The organism is Roseovarius aestuarii (assembly GCF_019966515.1).
Lineage (GTDB): Bacteria > Pseudomonadota > Alphaproteobacteria > Rhodobacterales > Rhodobacteraceae > Roseovarius > Roseovarius aestuarii.
This window is the reverse complement of the sequence record NZ_JAIMIB010000003.1, coordinates 60293-78737: the sequence shown is the minus strand read 5'-3', so window position 1 is coordinate 78737 and position 18445 is coordinate 60293. Positions and strand designations below refer to the sequence as shown.

Annotated in this window: 16 protein-coding genes; 7 read left to right on the top strand and 9 right to left on the bottom strand. The window is 60.5% G+C overall.

Translation table 11 applies throughout. The features are described 5' to 3' along the window. Positions 1 to 69 precede the first annotated feature (69 nt). Positions 70 to 1350: an acetylornithine deacetylase/succinyl-diaminopimelate desuccinylase family protein gene (locus LC334_RS05440; protein ID WP_085799251.1), complete on the bottom strand. Its 1281-nt coding sequence runs from the start codon at positions 1348 to 1350 to the stop codon at positions 70 to 72. Between the two features lie 120 nt (positions 1351 to 1470). After that, positions 1471 to 2157: a ribulose-phosphate 3-epimerase gene (rpe, locus tag LC334_RS05435; RefSeq protein WP_085799250.1), complete on the bottom strand. Its 687-nt coding sequence runs from the start codon at positions 2155 to 2157 to the stop codon at positions 1471 to 1473. 123 nt (positions 2158 to 2280) lie between these two features. Between rpe and LC334_RS05430 the strand changes: the two genes are divergently transcribed. From LC334_RS05430 to cueR, 4 genes are all read left to right on the top strand, one after another. After that, positions 2281 to 3303, top strand: a complete 1023-nt coding sequence (locus tag LC334_RS05430) for a phosphotransferase family protein (protein ID WP_085799249.1) — start codon at positions 2281 to 2283, stop codon at positions 3301 to 3303. After that, positions 3300 to 3716, top strand: a complete 417-nt coding sequence (locus LC334_RS05425) for a PaaI family thioesterase (RefSeq protein ID WP_085799248.1) — start codon at positions 3300 to 3302, stop codon at positions 3714 to 3716. The genes LC334_RS05430 and LC334_RS05425 overlap by 4 nt, the downstream gene beginning before the upstream one ends. 71 nt (positions 3717 to 3787) lie before the next feature. Continuing rightward, complete coding sequence (locus LC334_RS05420; RefSeq protein ID WP_085799247.1) at positions 3788 to 6241, top strand: heavy metal translocating P-type ATPase; 2454 nt, start codon at positions 3788 to 3790, stop codon at positions 6239 to 6241. An 11-nt stretch (positions 6242 to 6252) separates the two neighbouring features. Further along, a complete protein-coding gene (gene cueR, locus LC334_RS05415; RefSeq protein WP_085799520.1) occupies positions 6253 to 6639 on the top strand; it encodes a Cu(I)-responsive transcriptional regulator in 387 nt (128 codons plus the stop codon). A gap of 3 nt (positions 6640 to 6642) precedes the next feature. Here cueR and LC334_RS05410 read toward each other — a convergent pair whose 3' ends face one another. Next, on the bottom strand, positions 6643 to 7152 hold the full coding sequence (locus tag LC334_RS05410) for a DUF4334 domain-containing protein (protein WP_085799246.1): 510 nt from the start codon (positions 7150 to 7152) through the stop codon (positions 6643 to 6645). A gap of 277 nt (positions 7153 to 7429) precedes the next feature. Here LC334_RS05410 and LC334_RS05405 point away from each other — a divergent pair, with 277 nt between their 5' ends. Further along, positions 7430 to 9055, top strand: coding sequence for a GMC family oxidoreductase (locus LC334_RS05405; RefSeq protein ID WP_085799245.1), 1626 nt, complete (start codon positions 7430 to 7432; stop codon positions 9053 to 9055). 14 nt (positions 9056 to 9069) lie between these two features. After that, complete coding sequence (locus LC334_RS05400) at positions 9070 to 10170, top strand: mandelate racemase/muconate lactonizing enzyme family protein (RefSeq protein WP_085799519.1); 1101 nt, start codon at positions 9070 to 9072, stop codon at positions 10168 to 10170. A 41-nt stretch (positions 10171 to 10211) separates the two neighbouring features. On the opposite strand, the gene LC334_RS05395 is transcribed toward LC334_RS05400, so the two are convergent. From LC334_RS05395 to LC334_RS05385, 3 genes are all read right to left on the bottom strand, one after another. Further along, a complete protein-coding gene (locus tag LC334_RS05395) occupies positions 10212 to 11282 on the bottom strand; it encodes an agmatine deiminase family protein (RefSeq protein WP_085799244.1) in 1071 nt (356 codons plus the stop codon). A 159-nt stretch (positions 11283 to 11441) separates the two neighbouring features. Beyond that, the gene (locus tag LC334_RS05390) at positions 11442 to 12785 is read right to left on the bottom strand and encodes a lytic murein transglycosylase (protein ID WP_085799518.1); all 1344 of its coding nucleotides are present in this window, start codon (positions 12783 to 12785) and stop codon (positions 11442 to 11444) included. Between the two features lie 107 nt (positions 12786 to 12892). After that, positions 12893 to 13573, bottom strand: a complete 681-nt coding sequence (locus tag LC334_RS05385) for a helix-turn-helix transcriptional regulator (protein ID WP_085799243.1) — start codon at positions 13571 to 13573, stop codon at positions 12893 to 12895. Positions 13574 to 13657: 84 nt separating this feature from the next. Between LC334_RS05385 and LC334_RS05380 the strand changes: the two genes are divergently transcribed. After that, positions 13658 to 14065, top strand: coding sequence for a DUF1801 domain-containing protein (locus tag LC334_RS05380; RefSeq protein WP_085799242.1), 408 nt, complete (start codon positions 13658 to 13660; stop codon positions 14063 to 14065). On the opposite strand, the gene rnr is transcribed toward LC334_RS05380, so the two are convergent. The 3 genes from rnr to dapE all read right to left on the bottom strand — a co-directional run bounded on the left by rnr (position 14049) and on the right by dapE (position 18168). Then, positions 14049 to 16301 (bottom strand): ribonuclease R, encoded by a 2253-nt coding sequence (rnr, locus tag LC334_RS05375; RefSeq protein ID WP_085799241.1) that lies wholly within the window; start codon positions 16299 to 16301, stop codon positions 14049 to 14051. The genes LC334_RS05380 and rnr overlap by 17 nt on opposite strands. 144 nt (positions 16302 to 16445) lie before the next feature. Continuing rightward, complete coding sequence (locus LC334_RS05370; RefSeq protein ID WP_085799240.1) at positions 16446 to 17012, bottom strand: TIGR04282 family arsenosugar biosynthesis glycosyltransferase; 567 nt, start codon at positions 17010 to 17012, stop codon at positions 16446 to 16448. Positions 17013 to 17016: 4 nt separating this feature from the next. Beyond that, on the bottom strand, positions 17017 to 18168 hold the full coding sequence (dapE, locus tag LC334_RS05365; RefSeq protein ID WP_085799239.1) for a succinyl-diaminopimelate desuccinylase: 1152 nt from the start codon (positions 18166 to 18168) through the stop codon (positions 17017 to 17019). Positions 18169 to 18445 lie beyond the last annotated feature (277 nt).

Below are 18445 nucleotides of genomic sequence, written 5' to 3'. Positions count from 1 at the left end.
CTTCACGTGGTGTCACGGCCCATATCGCAAATCGCAGCGTGGTCGCGTCATCTCCTGTAAGGGCGACGATCAGTTACTCAGCAAATCCTTCAATGCCAGTGCCATCACCTGAGCCGATTGCACCATATCCTCGATGCCTACATATTCATCCGGCTTATGGGCCAGATCAAGGATACCCGGCCCGTAAGCGATGCAGTTCTTCAGCCGTCCTATCCGGTCGATATGTTTCTGGTCATAGGTGCCAGGGCTGACCACATAATCGGGTTCCCGCCCGAACGTCGCTTCAATCGCCTTGGCAACCGAGGCCACCACCGGGGCATCACGCTCGGTCATCGTCGGCAAGACCCGGTGCAGTTCGCGAATGTCATAATCAAACGTCTCACGCCCCTCGCGCACCCGTTCCAGCACAGCGCGTATCTCGGCCTCGACCTCGGCGATATCTTCTTCGATCAGAAACCGCCGGTCGATCACCATCCGGCAGCGGTCGGGCACGCAAGGGGAGGGCAGACCGGTATAGTCGCCCGCCTGTTCCGCCTCGCCGCCATGAATGGAATTGATGTTGAGCGTCGATTGCTTTGCCCCGTCCGGCACCACCGGCATGCTCGTTCGTTTCTGCGCCAGCGCCGGAAACAGACTCTCCTCCATCTCGGCCACCACGGCCCCCATGTGCCGCACTGCGCAATCTCCAAGAAAGGGCATCGAACCGTGGGCGATCTCTCCCTTCGTCTCGATTTCGGCCCACCAGACCCCGCGATGGCCCAGGCAGATGCGGTCCTTGTTGAGCGGCTCGGGGATGATCACATGCTGCACCCGCTCTGGACTGAAATACCCTTTCTCGGCCAGATAGGCGACACCGCCGAACCCGCCCGATTCTTCGTCCGCCGTGCCGCTGATCTCAATCGCGCCCGCATAATCCGGGCAGATGGCAATAAACGCCTCGGCGGCGACGATACTCGCCGCCAGACCGCCCTTCATGTCACATGCACCTCGGCCATAGATGCGGCCGTCCTTCACCTCGCCGCCGAACGGGTCCGTGGTCCAGCCGTGACCAACCTCGACCACGTCGATATGGGAGTTGAAGTGCACGCAGTCGCCCGCCGTCGCGCCCTCGCGCCGTGCCACGATGTTCCAGCGCGGATGCTTGTCACTGTCACCAATCGCCCCCTTGGCGCGAATAAGTTCAGTGTGAAACCCGGACCGCAGCAGGCGGCGGTCGAGATAGTCACAAATCTCGCGGTAGTTGTCGCCGGGCGGGTTGAGCGTCGGAACGCGGATCAGGTCCTGCGTCAGCGCCACCAGATCATCGCGCCGCGCCGCCACTTCCACCTTCAGTTTTTCCGTCAGCTCCATCGCCAACCTCCTCGGGTCCGACTATGGGTCGGCGACACAAATCCGACAAGGCCCGCACCGAAACAACTGAGTTCGAGTTACGTACGGAACCGGCGTACAACCAGTGCGTCCCGTACGTTCTCAGGCCGTTGCGGCAGCCGCCCGGATGGCGCGGATATTCTCGCCGTAGGGCGCGGGATTATCGACCGAACCGCCTTTGAACACGGCTGATCCGGCCACCAGCACGTCCGCGCCAGCCGCGGTCATCAGCGGTGCAGTTTCGGGCGTGATGCCGCCATCAATCTCGATATGGATGGGGCGATCTCCGATCATGGCGCGCAGTTTGCGGACCTTTTCGACCTGGCTGTGAATGAATTTTTGCCCGCCAAAACCGGGGTTTACGGTCATCACGCAGATCAGATCGACCATATCCAGCAGGTAATCCAGATCCTCGATCCCTGTACCGGGATTAAGCGCCAGACCGGCCTTGCACCCGGCACCACGGATCGCCTGCAACGTCCGGTGCACATGCGGCCCGGCCTCCAGATGAGCGGTCAGGATATCAGCCCCCGCTTCGGCAAAGGCGTCAATATATTGGTCTACCGGTGAGATCATCAGATGCACATCCATCACCGTCTTGATATGCGGCCTGATCGCGGCGCAAAGCGGTGGGCCAAAGGTGAGGTTTGGCACGAAATGCCCGTCCATCACATCGACATGGATCCAATCGGCCCCTTCGGCCTCAACACACTGAATTTCCTGACTAAAATTCGCGAAATCGGCAGACAGGATCGACGGGGCGATCTTGATCTTGCGGTCGAATTCCATAGGCATGTCTCCCCCGGCGTGGCAACCTGCCCTGCTAATGATCACTGACGCGCCACAGGTCAAGGTCTTTATCCGTCGAACCCTTTGTGCCAGTTTCCAACGGGTGAATCATCGGTAGGGTCCATGAACGCAAACGACATCGAGGCCGTTTCAACTTGGCTTTCATCCCGCATGCCGGGGTTCCAGCCCATCGAAAAGATAAAGAAGTTCTCCGGCGGGCAGTCGAATCCGACCTACCGGATAACCTGCGGCGACACCACCTATGTGTTGCGCCGCAAGCCGCCCGGGATGTTGCTGAAGTCGGCCCACGCGGTCGATCGTGAGTTCCGTGTGCAACGTGCCCTTGCCGGATCGGGTGTCCCTGTCGCGCGGGTGCATGTGCTCTGCGAAGACGACAGCGTGATCGGATCGGCCTTTTATATCATGGACGAGGTGCCGGGCCGCGCATTCGACGACCCCCGGCTGCCAAACCTCTCGGCCACGCAGCGCGCTGATATCATGGATGAAATGAGCCGTGTGCTAGCCGCGATACATGCCGTGGACCTTAACGAAACTGGCCTCAGCAACTATGGCCCGCCCGGCAATTACCTGCAACGCCAGCTGGACCGCTGGGCCAAGCAGTACCGCGCAACGCAGACCGAAGACCTGCCCGACATGACCACCCTGATTAACTGGCTGAGAGCGCATATGCCCGCAGATGACAACCAGCGTACGCTGGTGCATGGCGACTACAGGCTCGATAATCTGCTTTTCGATCCGAACAGTAGCAAATGCGTCGCCGTGCTGGATTGGGAATTGTCGACCATCGGCCACCCGTTCGCCGATTTGGCAAGCGTCATCATGCAGTGGCAAATGCCGCCGGGGCGCGAGGGCCGGGGGTTGGCGGGGGTAGACCGCGCGGCGCTTGGCCTGTGGTCCGATCAGCGCTTCGTCGACAGCTATTGCCGACGCAGGGGTCTGAAACACATCGAGAATTTCAACTTCTACCTCGCCTTTTGCTATTTCCGTATGGGGGCGATACTGCAGGGCGTGAAGAAGCGCGCTCTGGACGGGAACGCTGCAGACCCCGAACGCGGGCTGAAGCTGGGCGCGCATGTACCCGAATTTGTCCGTCAGGGCCTCAAAGCAGCGAAAGGCACGGTATGAGCAGTTCCGATCTTGATCCCAGATTGCTTGAAGACAGCTCCCCCATGCAACAGCATCTGGGTTTTGAGATGACCGCGTGGCAGCCGGATTTCGCCCGGGTCGAAATACCTTTGAGCGACGTTTTGATGAACCGTCAGGGCCTGCCGCATGGCGGCGTACACGCCACATTGCTTGATAGCGCGATGGGCTTTGCGGGTTGTTATACTGGCGATCCGGAGAAGCGGCAGATGGCGCTGACCCTGTCCCTGACCGTCAACTATCTGGCACAGGCCACCGGCACTCGCCTGGTTGCCGAAGGCTGGCGCACCGGCGGCGGGCGCAAGACCTATTTCGCCGAAGGCAACGTCACGGACGACACTGGCAACGTCATCGCCACGGCGACAGGTGTTTTCCGCTATCGCGGCATGGCGTGACAAGCCCCTTGACCTTCCAGTGACTGGAGCCCTTATCTGTAGCCGGAGACTCAACCGGCCCGGAAACCCCAATGACCGCATCACGAACAGTGCGACTGGAAATCGATGGCATGTCCTGCGCCGGGTGCGTGGGGCGGGTAGAGCATGCGCTGGCGGGTGTGCCGGGCGTCAACGATGTCTCGGTCAATTTTGCGTCCCAAACAGCGCAGATGCGATTGGATGGCGTAGATGCGCGGGACCTGGCCGATATCCTTAAGGCCGCCAATTACCCGGCTCGTGAGACGAAGGTAACACTTTCAATTCAGGGTTTAAGCTGTGCGTCCTGTGTTGGACGGGCCGAGGCCGCGCTAGAGGCCGCGCCAGGGGTCACTTCCGTCGCGGTCAACCTGGCCTCAGAACAGGCGCAAATCCGCTACCTGGCCGGAATGACCGATGCCGCCACCCTCGCCCGAGCCCTGACCGAGGCGGGTTATCCCGCACGCCCAAAAGAAGAGCAGCGCGATGATCAGGCCACCCGGCGCGCTCAGGAAACTGCTCAGGCTCGGAAAGCTTTCCTGATAGCTGCCGCGCTGACCCTGCCGGTCTTTATACTGGAGATGGGAAGCCACCTTATCCCGGGGGTCAGTGACAGAATTGACAACAGTATCGGGCGTCAGAACGCTTGGCTGCTGCAATTTATCCTGACCACGCTGGTGCTGTTTTTTCCCGGGCGGGAGTTCTTTACGCGCGGCGTTCCCGCAATGCTTCGTGCCGCGCCCGAGATGAACAGCCTCGTGGCTCTTGGCACAAGTGCCGCCTGGGCATTTTCATGCGTCGCTTTGTTTGCCCCCTCACTTCTGCCCGAAGGCGCAATAGCGGTTTATTTCGAAGCCGCTGCGGTGATCGTCACGCTGATCCTGCTGGGCCGCTGGCTGGAGGCACGGGCAAAGGGCCAGACCGGCGCCGCGATCCAGGTATTGATCGGGTTGCAGCCCCCCGCCGCACGGGTTGAGCGCGCTGGCGAAATCGCCGACCTGCCAATAGACGAGGTGATGGCAGGCGACATCCTGCATGTCCGCCCGGGCGAGCGCATTGCCGTTGATGGCAATGTGCTGACCGGGCGTTCCTATGTCGATGAAAGCATGATCTCGGGCGAACCGGTGCCAGCGGCGAAAGGCCCCGGCGATAGTGTCGTGGGCGGAACCATCAACGGCGAAGGTGCGCTGACTTTTGAGGCCACCGAGGTCGGCCACGACACGGTATTGGCGCGGATCATCGCGATGGTTGAGCAGGCCCAGGGGGCCAAGCTGCCGATCCAGGCGCTGGCCGACAGAGTGGTGCGGATATTCGTCCCGGTGGTGATTGTGCTGGCGCTACTGACCGTGGTGGTCTGGAGCATCTTCGGCCCCGCCCCGGTGCTGAGCTATGCGCTGGTTGCTGGCGTTTCAGTGCTGATCATCGCCTGCCCCTGCGCCATGGGGCTGGCGACGCCAACGTCGATCATGGTCGCCACTGGTCGCGCGGCAGAACTGGGTGTGCTTTTCCGCAAGGGCGATGCGCTGCAACAGCTGGACGAGGCGCGCGTGATCGCCTTCGACAAGACTGGCACGCTGACCGAGGGGCGGCCCGAGCTGGTGGGGATGGAGCTGGCAGAGCGTTTCGAACGGGATGTAGTCCTACGCCTGGTAGCGGCAGCCGAAGCAAAGTCGGAACATCCCATCGCGCGGGCCATCACTGCAGCAGTCGCCGAAGATGAATTGCCCGAGGTTTCGGATTTCTCGGCCGTGAGCGGCTATGGTTTGCAAGCGCAGGTCGATGGCCACGCTGTCTTGGTCGGCGCCGAGCGCCTGATGACACGCGAAGATATCGCGACCGACAATTTGGCACCGTTCGTTGCAACGCTGACGACAAATGCCCAAACACCGGTCTTTGCGGCGATTGACGGCAAGCTAGCAGCGGTCCTTGCCGTGGCGGACAAGGCCAAACCGTCAAGCAAGGCGGTGATCGAACGGCTTCATGCCGAAGGGCTGAAACTCGCCATGATCACCGGCGATACGCCAGCTACGGCGCAAGCCATCGCCGACGAGTTGGGGATTGATCGCGTCGTGGCCGGGGTGCTGCCCGGCGGCAAGGCCGAGGCGGTCCGCACCCTGCGCTCCGACTTTGGCACGGTGGCGTTCGTGGGAGACGGGATCAATGATGCACCTGCGCTGGCCGAGGCCGATATCGGGCTCGCCGTGGGCACCGGTACCGATGTGGCGATCGAATCCGCGGATATCGTGCTGATGTCGGGCACGCTCTTCGGTGTCGTGAACGCCCTGCACCTGTCGCGTCGCACGATGCGCAACATCCGGCAGAACCTGTTTTGGGCTTTTGCTTATAACGCAGCGCTCATCCCGGTGGCTGCAGGCGTGTTATATCCGCTGACGGGTATGCTGTTATCGCCAATGCTGGCTGCCGGTGCGATGGCGCTGTCCTCGGTCTTTGTGGTCAGTAACGCGCTGCGTCTGCGCAGTATCCGGCCCGCGCTGGCAGCCTCAGAGTGAAAGGAAGCACAATGAATATCGGGGAAGTGGCCAAACGCATCGACATGCCGGTCAAGACCATTCGTTATTACGAAGATATCGGCCTGATCCGCCCACTGCGTGACACCAATGCCTACCGCGTCTTTCGCGAGACCGACATGCACAAGCTGGCCTTTCTGGGCCGCGCCCGTGCGCTCGGCTTTTCAATCGAGGATTGCCGCACCCTGATGGCGCTTTACGAAGATGAAAGCCGCGAAAGTGCCGACGTGAAACAGCTGGCGCAGGAGCATTTGCGGCAGATCGAGGACAAGATCGCACAGCTTCAGTCAATGCAGGCCACCCTGAAGGACCTCGTACACGCCTGCGCCGGGGATGACCGCCCAGATTGCCCCATCCTGCGCGACCTCGCTTCGCATTAAGAACTAACAGCGCTCCAGCAGGAAAAAGAACGGGAAATCGTCTCCGCGCAAATCCATAAGCCCCATCAGCCGCCGATCATCCACGCGCCGGAAATGGTCGATAATCGCCTTCTGATCATAGATCATCGCTGCCGAACTAACGCCCCGATAGGTAACCATACGCAACCGGGCCCGGGGCGCTCTGGTGCTGACGAGCGGGCAAAGCATATAGAAGATCTGGCGCATGAACGGCCATTTCGCCAGGTTCAAAAATTGCATGACGCCCAGAGACATCAAGTCGGGGTTCAGACTGACCGGACCGATGACAGAACGGTTGATCAGCGGATGCACCTCATCCGCCGAGATGAACCGTTTGCCTTCCCAGCCCGAGATCCCAAGCAACGCGTCAAGCGGATGGCCGGTCGATATACCCCTGCCGGACCATTCGCCCAAGATCTCCGGCACTTCAACCGGCGGCAATGACGCGAACAGCGCCTCGGCCTCTTTGTTTGGCATCTGATCGGGTATATCCATCAACGCAAAGTTAGCGCATTTCAGATTTAGGTGGAAAGGCTTCATTTACTTCTGATCTTCAGCGGGCATTAGCGCCCGACATGCTGATCCGCGCCAGCGATGCGTTCGAACGGCAGCGCTATGTCAGGCGCGCCCGGTGCGTTTCCGCGCCCGCCCGGAATACATCCGAAAATGCAACAGTCGCGCATAGACACCACAAAGACGCATTGGTGATTGCAAGTCGTAGGCCGGCATAGGCAAATCTGTTCGAAACAAGCACAGGGCGGTATTGAGCAATATGTCGGGTGAAAATCAGCAATACGATTATATCATCGTCGGAGCTGGGTCTGCCGGTGCGGTGCTGGCCAACCGGTTAAGCGTGGATGCCCGCAACTCGGTCCTGCTGATCGAAGCCGGTGGCAATGACCTGAACCCCTGGATCCGAATGCCGATCGGCTATGGCAAAGCCTATTATGACAAGCGTATCAATTGGAAGTTCAAGACCCGCCCCGTGCCCGGGCTTGGCGGTCGCGAAAGCTATTGGCCGCGCGGCAAGGTGATTGGTGGATCATCCTCGATCAACGCGATGGTTTATGTGCGGGGACACCGCCAGGATTATGACGATTGGGCCGCAGACGCGCCTGGTTGGGGCTGGGATGATGTCGAACCCGTGTTCCGACGGATGGAAGATTGGTCGCGCGGGGCCGATGCCCATCGCGGGGTTGGCGGACCGCTGCCGGTACAGGATATCACCGATGTGGTTCATCCGCTCTGTCAGAATTATCTTGAGGCGGCAGCTGAGGCTGGCATCCCGTTCAACCCGGACTACAATGGTGCCAGTATGGACGGCGTGGGGGTTTACCAGATCACAACAAGGAACGGTCTGCGCGCCTCGACCGCCGCCTGCTATCTGCGCCCCGCGTTGACGCGGAAAAACCTGCGGGTGGCCATGCATGCGCATGTGACCCGGCTGACACTTGAGGGTCATCGCGTAACCGGGTTGCGTTATCACCAGAAGGGACGCGATCATATCGCATTGGCGGGGCGCGAGGTAATCCTGGCAGCAGGTGCAATCAGCAGCCCGATGATCCTGCAACGCTCTGGCATAGGTGCGGGCGAGATGCTGCGCGAGAAAGGCATCGACGTGGTGTTTGACTCGCCTCACGTAGGGCAGCACCTGCAGGACCACCTTGGGTTAGACAATCTTTATCGCGCTAGGGTGCCGACGCTTAATCAGGTGTTGCGCCCGTGGCTCGGGCGGCTGCGCGTCGGTCTTGAATATCTGATGAAACGAACCGGGCCGCTGAGCCTGAGTGTTAATCAGGGTGGTGGCTTTGTACGGCTGCGTGATGGCGACGGACGGCCCGATCAGCAGCTTTACTTCTCACCGCTCAGCTATACCCGCGCACCTGCCGGAAAGCGCCCGTTGATGACGCCCGATCCGTTCCCAGGGTTCCTTTTGGGGTTCAACCAGTGTCGCCCGTCGAGTCGTGGGCATCTACAGATCTCCTCGGCTGATCCGTTTGCAGAGCCGGAAATTCACCCCAACTACCTTTCCACTACCGACGACAGGCAGGCGATGATCGACGGCATGAGATTGGTGCGACGGATCGCCGAGGCGCCGGCGCTGGCATCTGTGATCGAGGCCGAACTGGCACCCGGACCTGACGTCACAAGCGATGAGGGCATCGCAGACTATGCCCGTGAAAATGCCTGGACAGTGTTTCACCCCTGCGGCACCTGCCGGATGGGGAGTGATCTGACGCAGACCGTTGTCGACCCGCGCCTGCGGGTGCACGGGCCTGGTGGATTGCGGGTTGCGGATGCGTCGATCTTTCCGATCATCACCTCGGGCAATACCAACGCACCATCGATCATGGTTGGGGAAAAGGCCGCAGACATGATACTCGAAGACAATATATGAAAGGACACGCCGACATGACACCGATCCGTATCGAGACCTTCACCAATGAATTCGTCGGCTTTGTGCGGGTCACCGATCAGGACGGTCATCAGGGATGGGGGCAGATTTCGACCTATCATTCGGATATCACCTGCCAAATCCTGCACCGGCAGGTCGCGCCTTGGGTGCTGGGGCAGGATACATCTGATCTGGATGACCTTCTGGACCTGGTCGCCGAGCGCGAGCACAAATTCCCCGGCTCTTACCTGCGCCGTGCGATGGCCGGGTTCGATACCGCGCTCTGGGATCTGCGTGGCAAACGCGCTGGCAAGCCGGTGGCAGAACTGCTGGGCGGCTCAGCGGGCACGATCCGTGCCTATGCCAGTTCGATGAAGCGCGATATCACACCGGAGGACGAGGCCGCGCGGATGCAGCAACTGGCTGGTGACAAGGGTTTCACCGCCTTCAAGGTCCGCGCCGGTGCCGAAGTGGGGCGTGGTCAAGACGAATGGCCGGGCCGCACCGAAGAGATCATCCCGACAATGCGCAAGGCCCTGCCAGAGGCCGATCTGCTGATCGACGCCAATTCCTGTTACGCACCCGAACGCGCCATCGAGGTGGGCCATATGTTGCAGGACCACGGCTTTGGCCATTACGAGGAACCCTGCCCCTATTGGGAGTTGGAGCAGACCAAGCAGGTGAGTGACGCGCTGGACATTGACGTGACCGGCGGCGAGCAGGATTGCGACCTGCCCACCTGGCGACGGATGATCGACATGCGAGCCGTCGATATCGTGCAGCCCGATATCCTCTATCTTGGTGGTATCGCCCGTACCTTGCGGGTCTGCAGGATGGCCGAAGCGGCGGGTCTGCCGGTCACCCCTCATTGCGCCAACCTGTCACTGGTCACACTTTTCACGATGCACCTGCTGCGCGCGACCCCGAACGCAGGCAAATATCTCGAATTTTCTATCGAGGGTGCAGATTATTACCCGTGGCAGGAGGGGCTTTTTGTCGAAGACCCATACGGTATCGAAGATGGCCAGGCCCGAGTCACTGATCGCCCCGGGTGGGGCGTTGAAATCAACCCCGAATGGCTGGCGCGGTCGCACTACCAGTGCTCAGAGCAGCGCTGAATACCTGGACCGCGGTGCGAAGCACTATTTCGATACGCGCCTCATGTGGCAGGCATTTGTTGCGTGGCACAGTGAATGCCACCGCCCATCTCACCCAGCGGGTCCACGTTTAGCATGACAATCTCACGCCCAGGGTAGTGGCGCGCCAAGGCATCTCTCGCGATCTGATCGCTTTCCCGATCTCCGAACTCAGCCGCAATGACAGCGCCGTTGCAGACATAGTAATTGGCGTAGGACGCCACGAAGTCGATGCTGTTTATCCGGCGGTAGTGAGGCTCTGGAATGACCTCCACGTCCAGCCCTTCGGCGATCAGCCCGTCATGGGTGTCTAGCGCCGCCACATGAAACGGATCATTCATATCCGGATGATCCGGCAGGTTGACAAGCACGCGCCCCGGCCCGGTGAAACGCGCGAGACTATCGATATGGTAATCCGTAATATCCTCGCCCCAAACGCCATCGGACCAGATCATGCGTTCTGCACCGTAAGCCAGCAGCAGTCGGCGCTCGACCTCCGTCCGCGACAGTGCAGGATTACGGTTATCGTTCACCCAACTGCTTTCATGCGCCATCAACAGACCGTGGCCATCCTGCTCGACGCCACCCGCCTCGCCGCGCAGTCCGGTTGGAATCAAAGATAGGCCCAGCCGTTCTGCCACGCGCCCAGCGATTTGGGCGTCTCGCCCATTGACCTGTTTTTCACCCCAGCCATTGAACTGAATGTGACTGACGGCAATGCCACCCGCATCATTGACCACAAAAATCGGGCCAGCATCGCGGCACCAAAGATCGTCAGTCGGGATATCCCATAGCTCCACCGCGGCTGACAATTTCGCCTGCGCGCTGCGATGTTCTTCCTGCGCCGCCAGCAGTGTCACCGGTTCAAACTCGACAATTGCGTTAGCAATGTCAGCAATTTTTTTCTGGGCGATCTCACGAAACACTGGATCAGGATAAACCCGTCGATTGACCGGCCATTGCATAAAGGTCCGTTGATGACGGGCTTCCTCGGATGGGACGAAATAACCTGATCCGGCTGCCGCGGGCGGGCTGCCTAGCATGCTCATCATCCCAACAGCCCCGCCCCGCAAAACCACGTCGCGCCTTCTCATAATCCGCTTCCCAAGTATCAAGTTAGTGGCTGGGATTTAATCTACTGTACGCGTCGAAACTATCAAAGCGGGCCGTTGTCCTGCCGCCGAAGCGCGACAAACTTCGCTAAAACTCGCCCACGGCAACACAGTATTCGGCTCAGACATCCCGATAAGACCCTACCGCGTTTTGAGAAGCTTGAGCAGTTTCTTTGAGGGGTGCCCATCCGGTTTCACGCCGACCGATTGTTGGAAATGCCGGATCGCCTTACCGCTGTTTGGGCCGATAATGCCGTCGATCTTCTCCAGTGGATAACCCTTCCGCTTGAGTAGGCGCTGCACCTCCATCCGCTGCTCGAATGTCAGTGGATCATAGCCGCGTGGCCAACTGGCCTGAATCTCAGGGCCGCCCTTGATCCGGTCTGACAGGTGGCCGACGCCGATCGCATAGGCGTCGGCGTTGTTATAACGCTTGATCACGTCGAAGTTGGCAAAGATCATGAAGGACGCCCCATTGGGCCCCGCCGGTTGCAGAATCCGGGCCACGCCATAATCGCGCACCGGCTTGCCGTCTATACCCACAATGCCGCGTCCGGCCCAATCTGAGGGCATCCGCTTGGCCCCGCCGGGGTTCGAACCCTTCGGCACCCGCACCTCGACGCCCCAGGGCATGCCCTTACGCCAGCCAAAACGCTTGAGATAGGCGGCCGTTGACGCCAATGCATCGGTCGGATCGTCCGACCAAATGTCACGTTTTCCGTCGCCGGTGAAATCGACCGCATAGGCCAGATACGACGTCGGAATGAACTGCGTATGACCCATCGCCCCGGCCCAGGAGCCGGTCATGTTCCTTGGCGCCACATCGCCCGATTGAATGATCTTGAGCGCGGCAATCAGCTGCTTTTCAAAAAACGCGCCGCGCCGACCGTCAAAGGCCAGCGTCGCCAAGGCGCCAATCAGCGGGGTGTCGCCCTTGCGGGTGCCGTAATAGCTTTCAAGCCCCCAGACCGCGGTCACCACCTCTTTCTCAACACCATATGTCTGCTCGATCCGTGTCAGGGCACGTTTATGCTTGCGCAGCGCCTTCTGCCCGCCCTCGACTCGCGGAGGCGAGGTAGCGCTATCCAGATAATCCCAGATCTGGCGTTTGAACTCGGCCTGGTTCCGGTCTTTCTTGATCACGTCCGGATTGTATTGCGCGTCGCGAAAGGCCCGGTCAAAGGTACGACCGCTGATCCCTGCATTCGCCGCCCGGCCACGAAAGCCCTTGATCCAGCGGTCAAAAGCCGGGTTCGAGGTGGCAACCTTAACGACGTCCATCGCATCGTCCCCCCTCAGAACCGCCGGGCGCGCGACAGGGCGCAAGCTGCGGACAGGTTCGTCAATGCTGACGACGACGGCATCGGTCGTCATGGTGCCGGGCCGCACCTGCGGGCGCAGCGATGTCTCGACCGGCGCAGCGGCCAGTGCTGAAATTCCGATGGATGTGCCTGTAACTGCGGCCACCAGTACATTGATACGCATTGCCCGGCCTCTTTTTTTGTTTTCTTTAGTCAAACATAGTGCGAACAGCGCCAAACCAAAAGCATTCAAAAGGATGGGCTGCGGGGTTCTGCCGAAATGCCGGGCCTTCACGCATGCATTTGCGCCAGGCACTCACGTAACATTGGCACCCTGCGCGGGCGGAACGAGGTTTCAGTCACCTCAAGCTCGCGCATCCGGTCCAGCCGGAACGCCCGGAAATCGCTGCGCAGATGGCAAAAAGCCAGCAGGCAGTGCGAGGCCTGCATGTAGACAATCGCCAACGGATCGACACTGCGTGAGGTCTGCCGTGCCTCGACATCGGAATAGTCGAACCGGATTGTTCGTTCATCCCATGTGGCCTGCCTGAGCACAGTGACATCGACACCCGGCTCGGGCAGAGACGTATAGCGCCGCGCGGTCAGAACCGCATGTTCCAGCCGATGCGCCTGACTGGCGGGTAGGCGTGCGCGCAATTTTGACAGCGCCGATGCCGCCGCCTTTGCCAGCGCCGGATCGCCGACTACCCCCACCTCCCGCAACCCCAGCACAAGGGCTTCCAACTCGTCATCGGCAAAGCTAAGCGGTGGCAGGGCAGCATCTTCGATCAGGGTGTAACCAAACCCCGCAGCGCCGTCGATCACCGCACCGAGGCCCCGCAGCGCATCGATATCGCGATATATCGTTCGTTGCGTGACGCCAAGCGTCTGAGCCAGGACCGAAGCAGTGGCGGGCGGCGCGGTATTGCGTAAGGCCTGCATCAGTTGGAAAAGGCGGTGCGTGCGTGTCATGCTGGACAGTATCTTCGCATATACTGACAGTTTTTGTCATCTGGAAACGTTAATAGTTAGCCATTGCTGTCCGTGAGGTCTCGTATGCCCATCCCCCCTCTGTCCGGTGACGTGAGCCGTGTCATCAGCCACTACGATCCGGCCACAAGAAAGTGCGTTCTGTGCTTGCGTGATCTGATCTTCGGGGTGGCATCAGAGCTGCCCCGGATCGGAACATTGCAAGAGGCGTTGCGGTGGGGGCAGCCGGCTTATCTTACGTCGAAACGCGCCGGATCACCCCTTCGGACGGGGCCACATCGCGATGCCAGTTTTGCACTCTTCGCCCATTGTCAAAGTACGATCATTGCCAGCTACGCGCAGACATTTCCCGGCTGGGACAGGATCGACGGAAACCGCGCGGTGCTGTTCGATGACGTCAGCGAGATCGAACCTGACCGCCTGGCACTCCTGATCCGTCATGCGCTGACCTATCACCTCAGCGACTCCGCTTGACCTTGCGTTTTGCTTTGTCGGACTTTCGTCTCGCCTTGGACAGCTGACGTTTGGCGGGTCTGCCGCGCCGGCCCGCGCCCGATTTCGGCATCGCCTTACCATCTAGGCTGATCAGGTCCAGCGCCAGCCCGCCGGTCACCGGGGCCGCCTCAGCCAGACGCACGGTGACGCGCTGACCCAACCCGATCTGGGCGCCGGTATCCGAGCCGGTCAGCGTGGCGGCGTCACGATCGAAATTGAAAAATTCCCGCCCCAGTGAACGCACCGGGATCAACCCGTCAGCGCCGGTTTCGTCCAACCGCACAAAGGCGCCAAACTTGGCCACGCCGCTGATCCGGCCGGTGAATTCATCGCCGACACGCTCGGACAGAAATGCGGCCAGGTAGCGGTCATTGGTGTCGCGTTCCGCCATCATCGAGCGGCGTTCAGTATCGCTGATATGCGCCGCCGTGCCCTCCAGCCGGTCCATGTCGTCCTTACTGAGGCCGTCATCGCCCCAGCCATGCGCCGAGATCAGCGCCCGGTGCACAATCAGGTCAGCATAGCGGCGAATGGGCGAGGTGAAATGCGCGTAGGCCTGCAACGCCAGTCCGAAATGGCCGAAATTCGCGGGCGCATAATAGGCTTGCGTCATCGCCCTGAGCGTCGACATGTTGATCTGCTCGGCATGGTCTGTGTCTCGGGCTGCATGCAAGAGAGAATTCAGATGCGCAGTCTTCAGCACCTGACCCTTAGCCAGCACCAACCCGGCGGCCTCGGCCACCTCGCGCAGGCTATCGAGCTTTTCGGGCGGCGGTTCTTCGTGGACCCGGAAAAGCAGAGGGGATTTCTTCGCGATCAGGGTTTCGGCGGCGGCCACATTGGCCAGCACCATGAATTCCTCGATGAGCTTATGCGCTTCCAGCCGGTCGGTGAAATTAACGCTTTCCACCACACCCTCGTCGCTCAGCACCACTTTACGCTCAGGCAGGTCCAGATCGAGCGGCTGGCGGTTTTTCCGCGCCTGTTTCAACGCCTCATGGGCAGCGTAAAGCGGGCGGATCACCCCATCCATCAGCGGCGCGCATTTATCATTGGGTGCGCCGTCCATCGCCGCCTGCACCTCGCGGTAATTCAGCGATGCCGGTGAGCGCATCAGCCCGCGCAGAAACCGATGTCCGATCTTCTCGCCGTGAGCGTTGATCTGCATGCGCACGGCGATACAGGCGCGCGGAACCCCTTCGTGCAGCGAACAGAGATCCCCCGACAGCCTATCCGGCAACATCGGCACGACGCGGTCGGGAAAATAGCTGGAATTTCCGCGTTTGCGCGCTTCTTGGTCCAGTGCAGAGCCCGAGGTAACGTAGTGCGCCACATCGGCAATCGCGACCCAGATCACATGGCCGCCCTGGTTTTTCGGATCGTCATCTGCATGTGCCCAACAGGCATCGTCATGATCGCGCGCATCTACTGGATCGATGGTGATCAATGGCATGTCCCGCAGATCGTCGCGGCCTTTCAGCCCCGCCGGTTTCATACCATCAGCCTCGGCAATCACCTCGTCGGGAAAATCATCCGGGATACCGTGTTGATGAATGGCGATCAGCGAGACCGCCCGAGGTGCCGACGGATCACCCAACCGCTGCACCACCCTCGCGCGAGGCAGGCCCATGCGTCCCTTTGGACCGGCCTGTTCCGCCTCGACCAGCTCGCCATCCTTGGCGCCACCCGCAGCGTCGCCCAGCACTTCCCATTCCTTACCATCGCCTTTGTCGATGGGCACGATCCGCCCGCCTTCGGTGCGCTTGCGGAACACTCCAAGAACTTTCAGTGGGTTGGTTCCGATCCGGCGGATCAGGCGTGCCTCATAGCCATGCGCCTCACCCACGACAGCGGAAAGGCGACCCAAGATCCGATCACCTTCACCAAGCGCCGGATCGCTAGCTCGCGCGACGACAAGAACCTGTGGCGGGGTGCCCTCTCCCTGCCATTCCATCGGCCGCGCCATGAGATCGCCATCGGGTGTCTGCCCCGACACCTGCAATACCGCTACCGGCGGCAGCTTATCCGGGTCGCGATAGGTCTTTTTGCGCTTCTGCAGATGGCCTTCATCAGCCAGTTCCTTGAGCATCCGTTTCAGATCAATCCGTGCGGCGCCCTTGATTCCAAAGGCGCGGGCGATATCACGTTTCGACGTTTGGGTCGGGTTGTCGGAAATCCATTGCAGGATTTCATCCTTGGAGGGCATCTGGCTCATGGCCGACGCCTACCACGATTGATTAAGGCGTACCACAAAGGAAAGCGCGGCTCGGGGTCTGGGGTGAAACCCCAGGGGCTGCGTGCCCTGAACGCAAATCTCAACTGCGTGAGCGTTCGCGAACTCCACTTGGGAGCAGACCGTTCAGAGGTCCGCCGCAGTGTCCACATCGCGCAATTTATCCACCAGCGCCACACGCGCATCACCGAGACTTGCAATACTGTCTTCCAACGCACGCTCAGACGACCAGCGCACATCACGAAATAGCGTGGCCGGCACTTGAACCCGCTTTAACCCCACCAGCCAGTAACCTCCATCCGGCGCCGGACCGAACACCGCTTCGTGCTGCCCAAGAGATCGGAATGCGCGCGCAATATGGATCTTTCGGATGCCTGGAATATCGCCGCCGACTATACAAACCGGGCCGGGTGGTAACCTGCGCATCAACCGCCCCATGCGCGCCCCAAGATCGCCAGGCCCCTGGGGTACCCGCAGTAGATGCGCGGGCCAGACCCGCGATACCATCCCCGCCCGATCCGGCGCCACTGCCAGCACCAGCTGCCAGCGCGGGTCTTCCACTTCGCGCAAAAGCCGCCTGACCTGATGACGGAACCACCAGGCAGCGTCCACCATACCGATATCGCCACCCAGACGCGTCTTGACCCGCCCCGGGCACGGCTCTTTCAGCATGACAACCAGCGTGGGACACATGGCCTCAGCCGAAATAATCGTGTAGGATGCGGGAATAGATCGCCTTCAACTGCACGATCTGGTCCACGGCGACGCGTTCATCCACCTGGTGCATGGTCTGTCCGACAAGCCCGAATTCCACAACAGGACAATGATCCTTAACAAACCGCGCATCCGACGTGCCACCGGTTGTCGACAAGACTGGTCTCACCCCAGTCTCCGCCTCGACCGCCGCTGCCACCAGATCAGAAAGCGCGCCCGGCGGCGTCAGAAAGCTCTCACCGGAAACCTTCACATCCATTGCCCCTGTTAAATCGAACGCAGCTTCAACCTCATCCAACTCACGCTGCATCCACGCAATGAGCGATGCGCCGTCATGGGCATCGTTAAAGCGCACATTCACGGTTGCACGGCATTCGGCCGGAATCACGTTGGTTGTCGGGTTGCCGGTATCGATGGTCACGACCGCGAGGGTCGACGGATCAAAATGATCGGTACCACTGTCCAGCTCGTGCGACGACAGGCGATCCATCAGCCGCGCCATCGCTGGCAGCGGATTGCGGGCCCGATGCGGATAGGCGGAATGGCCCTGCACGCCGGTCAGCGTAAACCAGGCCGACAGCGACCCACGGCGGCCGATCTTGATCATCTCGCCCATCTTGTCGGGGCAGGTTGGCTCCCCCACCAGGCAGACATTCATCGCCTCACCATTGTCCGCCATCCAGTCGAGAAGCGCAGTGGTACCGTGCTCCGCATCGCCCTCTTCGTCCCCGGTAATGGTAAGGATAATCGCGCCTTGGGGCGGGTTATCACGAACCAGGTCAATCGCCGCCGCCACGAAGGCCGCCACCCCCGATTTCATATCAGTCGACCCGCGTCCCCAAAGCAGACCATCTTTGATTTCCGCCCCAAAGGGTGGCATGGTCCAGGCGGTCTCATCCCCCAACGGCACCACATCGGTGTGACCGTTGAAGCCAAAGGTCTTCGCGGCACCCTTGTCACCCCAGCGGGCAAACAGATTTGCCACGCCGGCCCGGTCTACACGGGTGCATTCAAATCCGGCAGCCCCGAGCCGCTCTTGCAGCAAGGCCAGTGCACCGCCCTCCTCGGGTGTCACTGACGGACAGCGAACCAGATCGGCGGTCAGTTCTACAGGATCAACGGAATCGTGGGGCATGTCATCTCATGGCTGGCAATCAAACTCTGGCGGAGGTAGCGCGCTTTGCGACAAAGCGCAAATGCCACAAAAAAGCCGCAACTTGAAGGATTGCTGAATCCGGAAGAGAAAAATCTTAACAGGTGTTAATATTTTTGCTAACCAATCCTTAATAAATGACCCGAGGCAGGGCAAAAATCAGCAGGGCCGCAAAGGCCCGTATATCGAGCAGGCAAGCAAATTGCCTAAATAACATAAGGCGGGGAAAACCTCGCCACGCTGGCGTTTTGCGCTGCCT

Coding starts and splice junctions, on each gene's coding strand:
- LC334_RS05440 (WP_085799251.1), bottom strand. CDS start 1,350: ATGGAGCTGACGGAAAAACTGAAGGTGGAAGTGGCGGCGCGGCGCGAT.
- rpe (WP_085799250.1), bottom strand. CDS start 2,157: ATGGAATTCGACCGCAAGATCAAGATCGCCCCGTCGATCCTGTCTGCC.
- LC334_RS05430 (WP_085799249.1), top strand. CDS start 2,281: ATGAACGCAAACGACATCGAGGCCGTTTCAACTTGGCTTTCATCCCGC.
- LC334_RS05425 (WP_085799248.1), top strand. CDS start 3,300: ATGAGCAGTTCCGATCTTGATCCCAGATTGCTTGAAGACAGCTCCCCC.
- LC334_RS05420 (WP_085799247.1), top strand. CDS start 3,788: ATGACCGCATCACGAACAGTGCGACTGGAAATCGATGGCATGTCCTGC.
- cueR (WP_085799520.1), top strand. CDS start 6,253: ATGAATATCGGGGAAGTGGCCAAACGCATCGACATGCCGGTCAAGACC.
- LC334_RS05410 (WP_085799246.1), bottom strand. CDS start 7,152: ATGGATATACCCGATCAGATGCCAAACAAAGAGGCCGAGGCGCTGTTC.
- LC334_RS05405 (WP_085799245.1), top strand. CDS start 7,430: ATGTCGGGTGAAAATCAGCAATACGATTATATCATCGTCGGAGCTGGG.
- LC334_RS05400 (WP_085799519.1), top strand. CDS start 9,070: ATGACACCGATCCGTATCGAGACCTTCACCAATGAATTCGTCGGCTTT.
- LC334_RS05395 (WP_085799244.1), bottom strand. CDS start 11,282: ATGAGAAGGCGCGACGTGGTTTTGCGGGGCGGGGCTGTTGGGATGATG.
- LC334_RS05390 (WP_085799518.1), bottom strand. CDS start 12,785: ATGCGTATCAATGTACTGGTGGCCGCAGTTACAGGCACATCCATCGGA.
- LC334_RS05385 (WP_085799243.1), bottom strand. CDS start 13,573: ATGACACGCACGCACCGCCTTTTCCAACTGATGCAGGCCTTACGCAAT.
- LC334_RS05380 (WP_085799242.1), top strand. CDS start 13,658: ATGCCCATCCCCCCTCTGTCCGGTGACGTGAGCCGTGTCATCAGCCAC.
- rnr (WP_085799241.1), bottom strand. CDS start 16,301: ATGAGCCAGATGCCCTCCAAGGATGAAATCCTGCAATGGATTTCCGAC.
- LC334_RS05370 (WP_085799240.1), bottom strand. CDS start 17,012: ATGTGTCCCACGCTGGTTGTCATGCTGAAAGAGCCGTGCCCGGGGCGG.
- dapE (WP_085799239.1), bottom strand. CDS start 18,168: ATGCCCCACGATTCCGTTGATCCTGTAGAACTGACCGCCGATCTGGTT.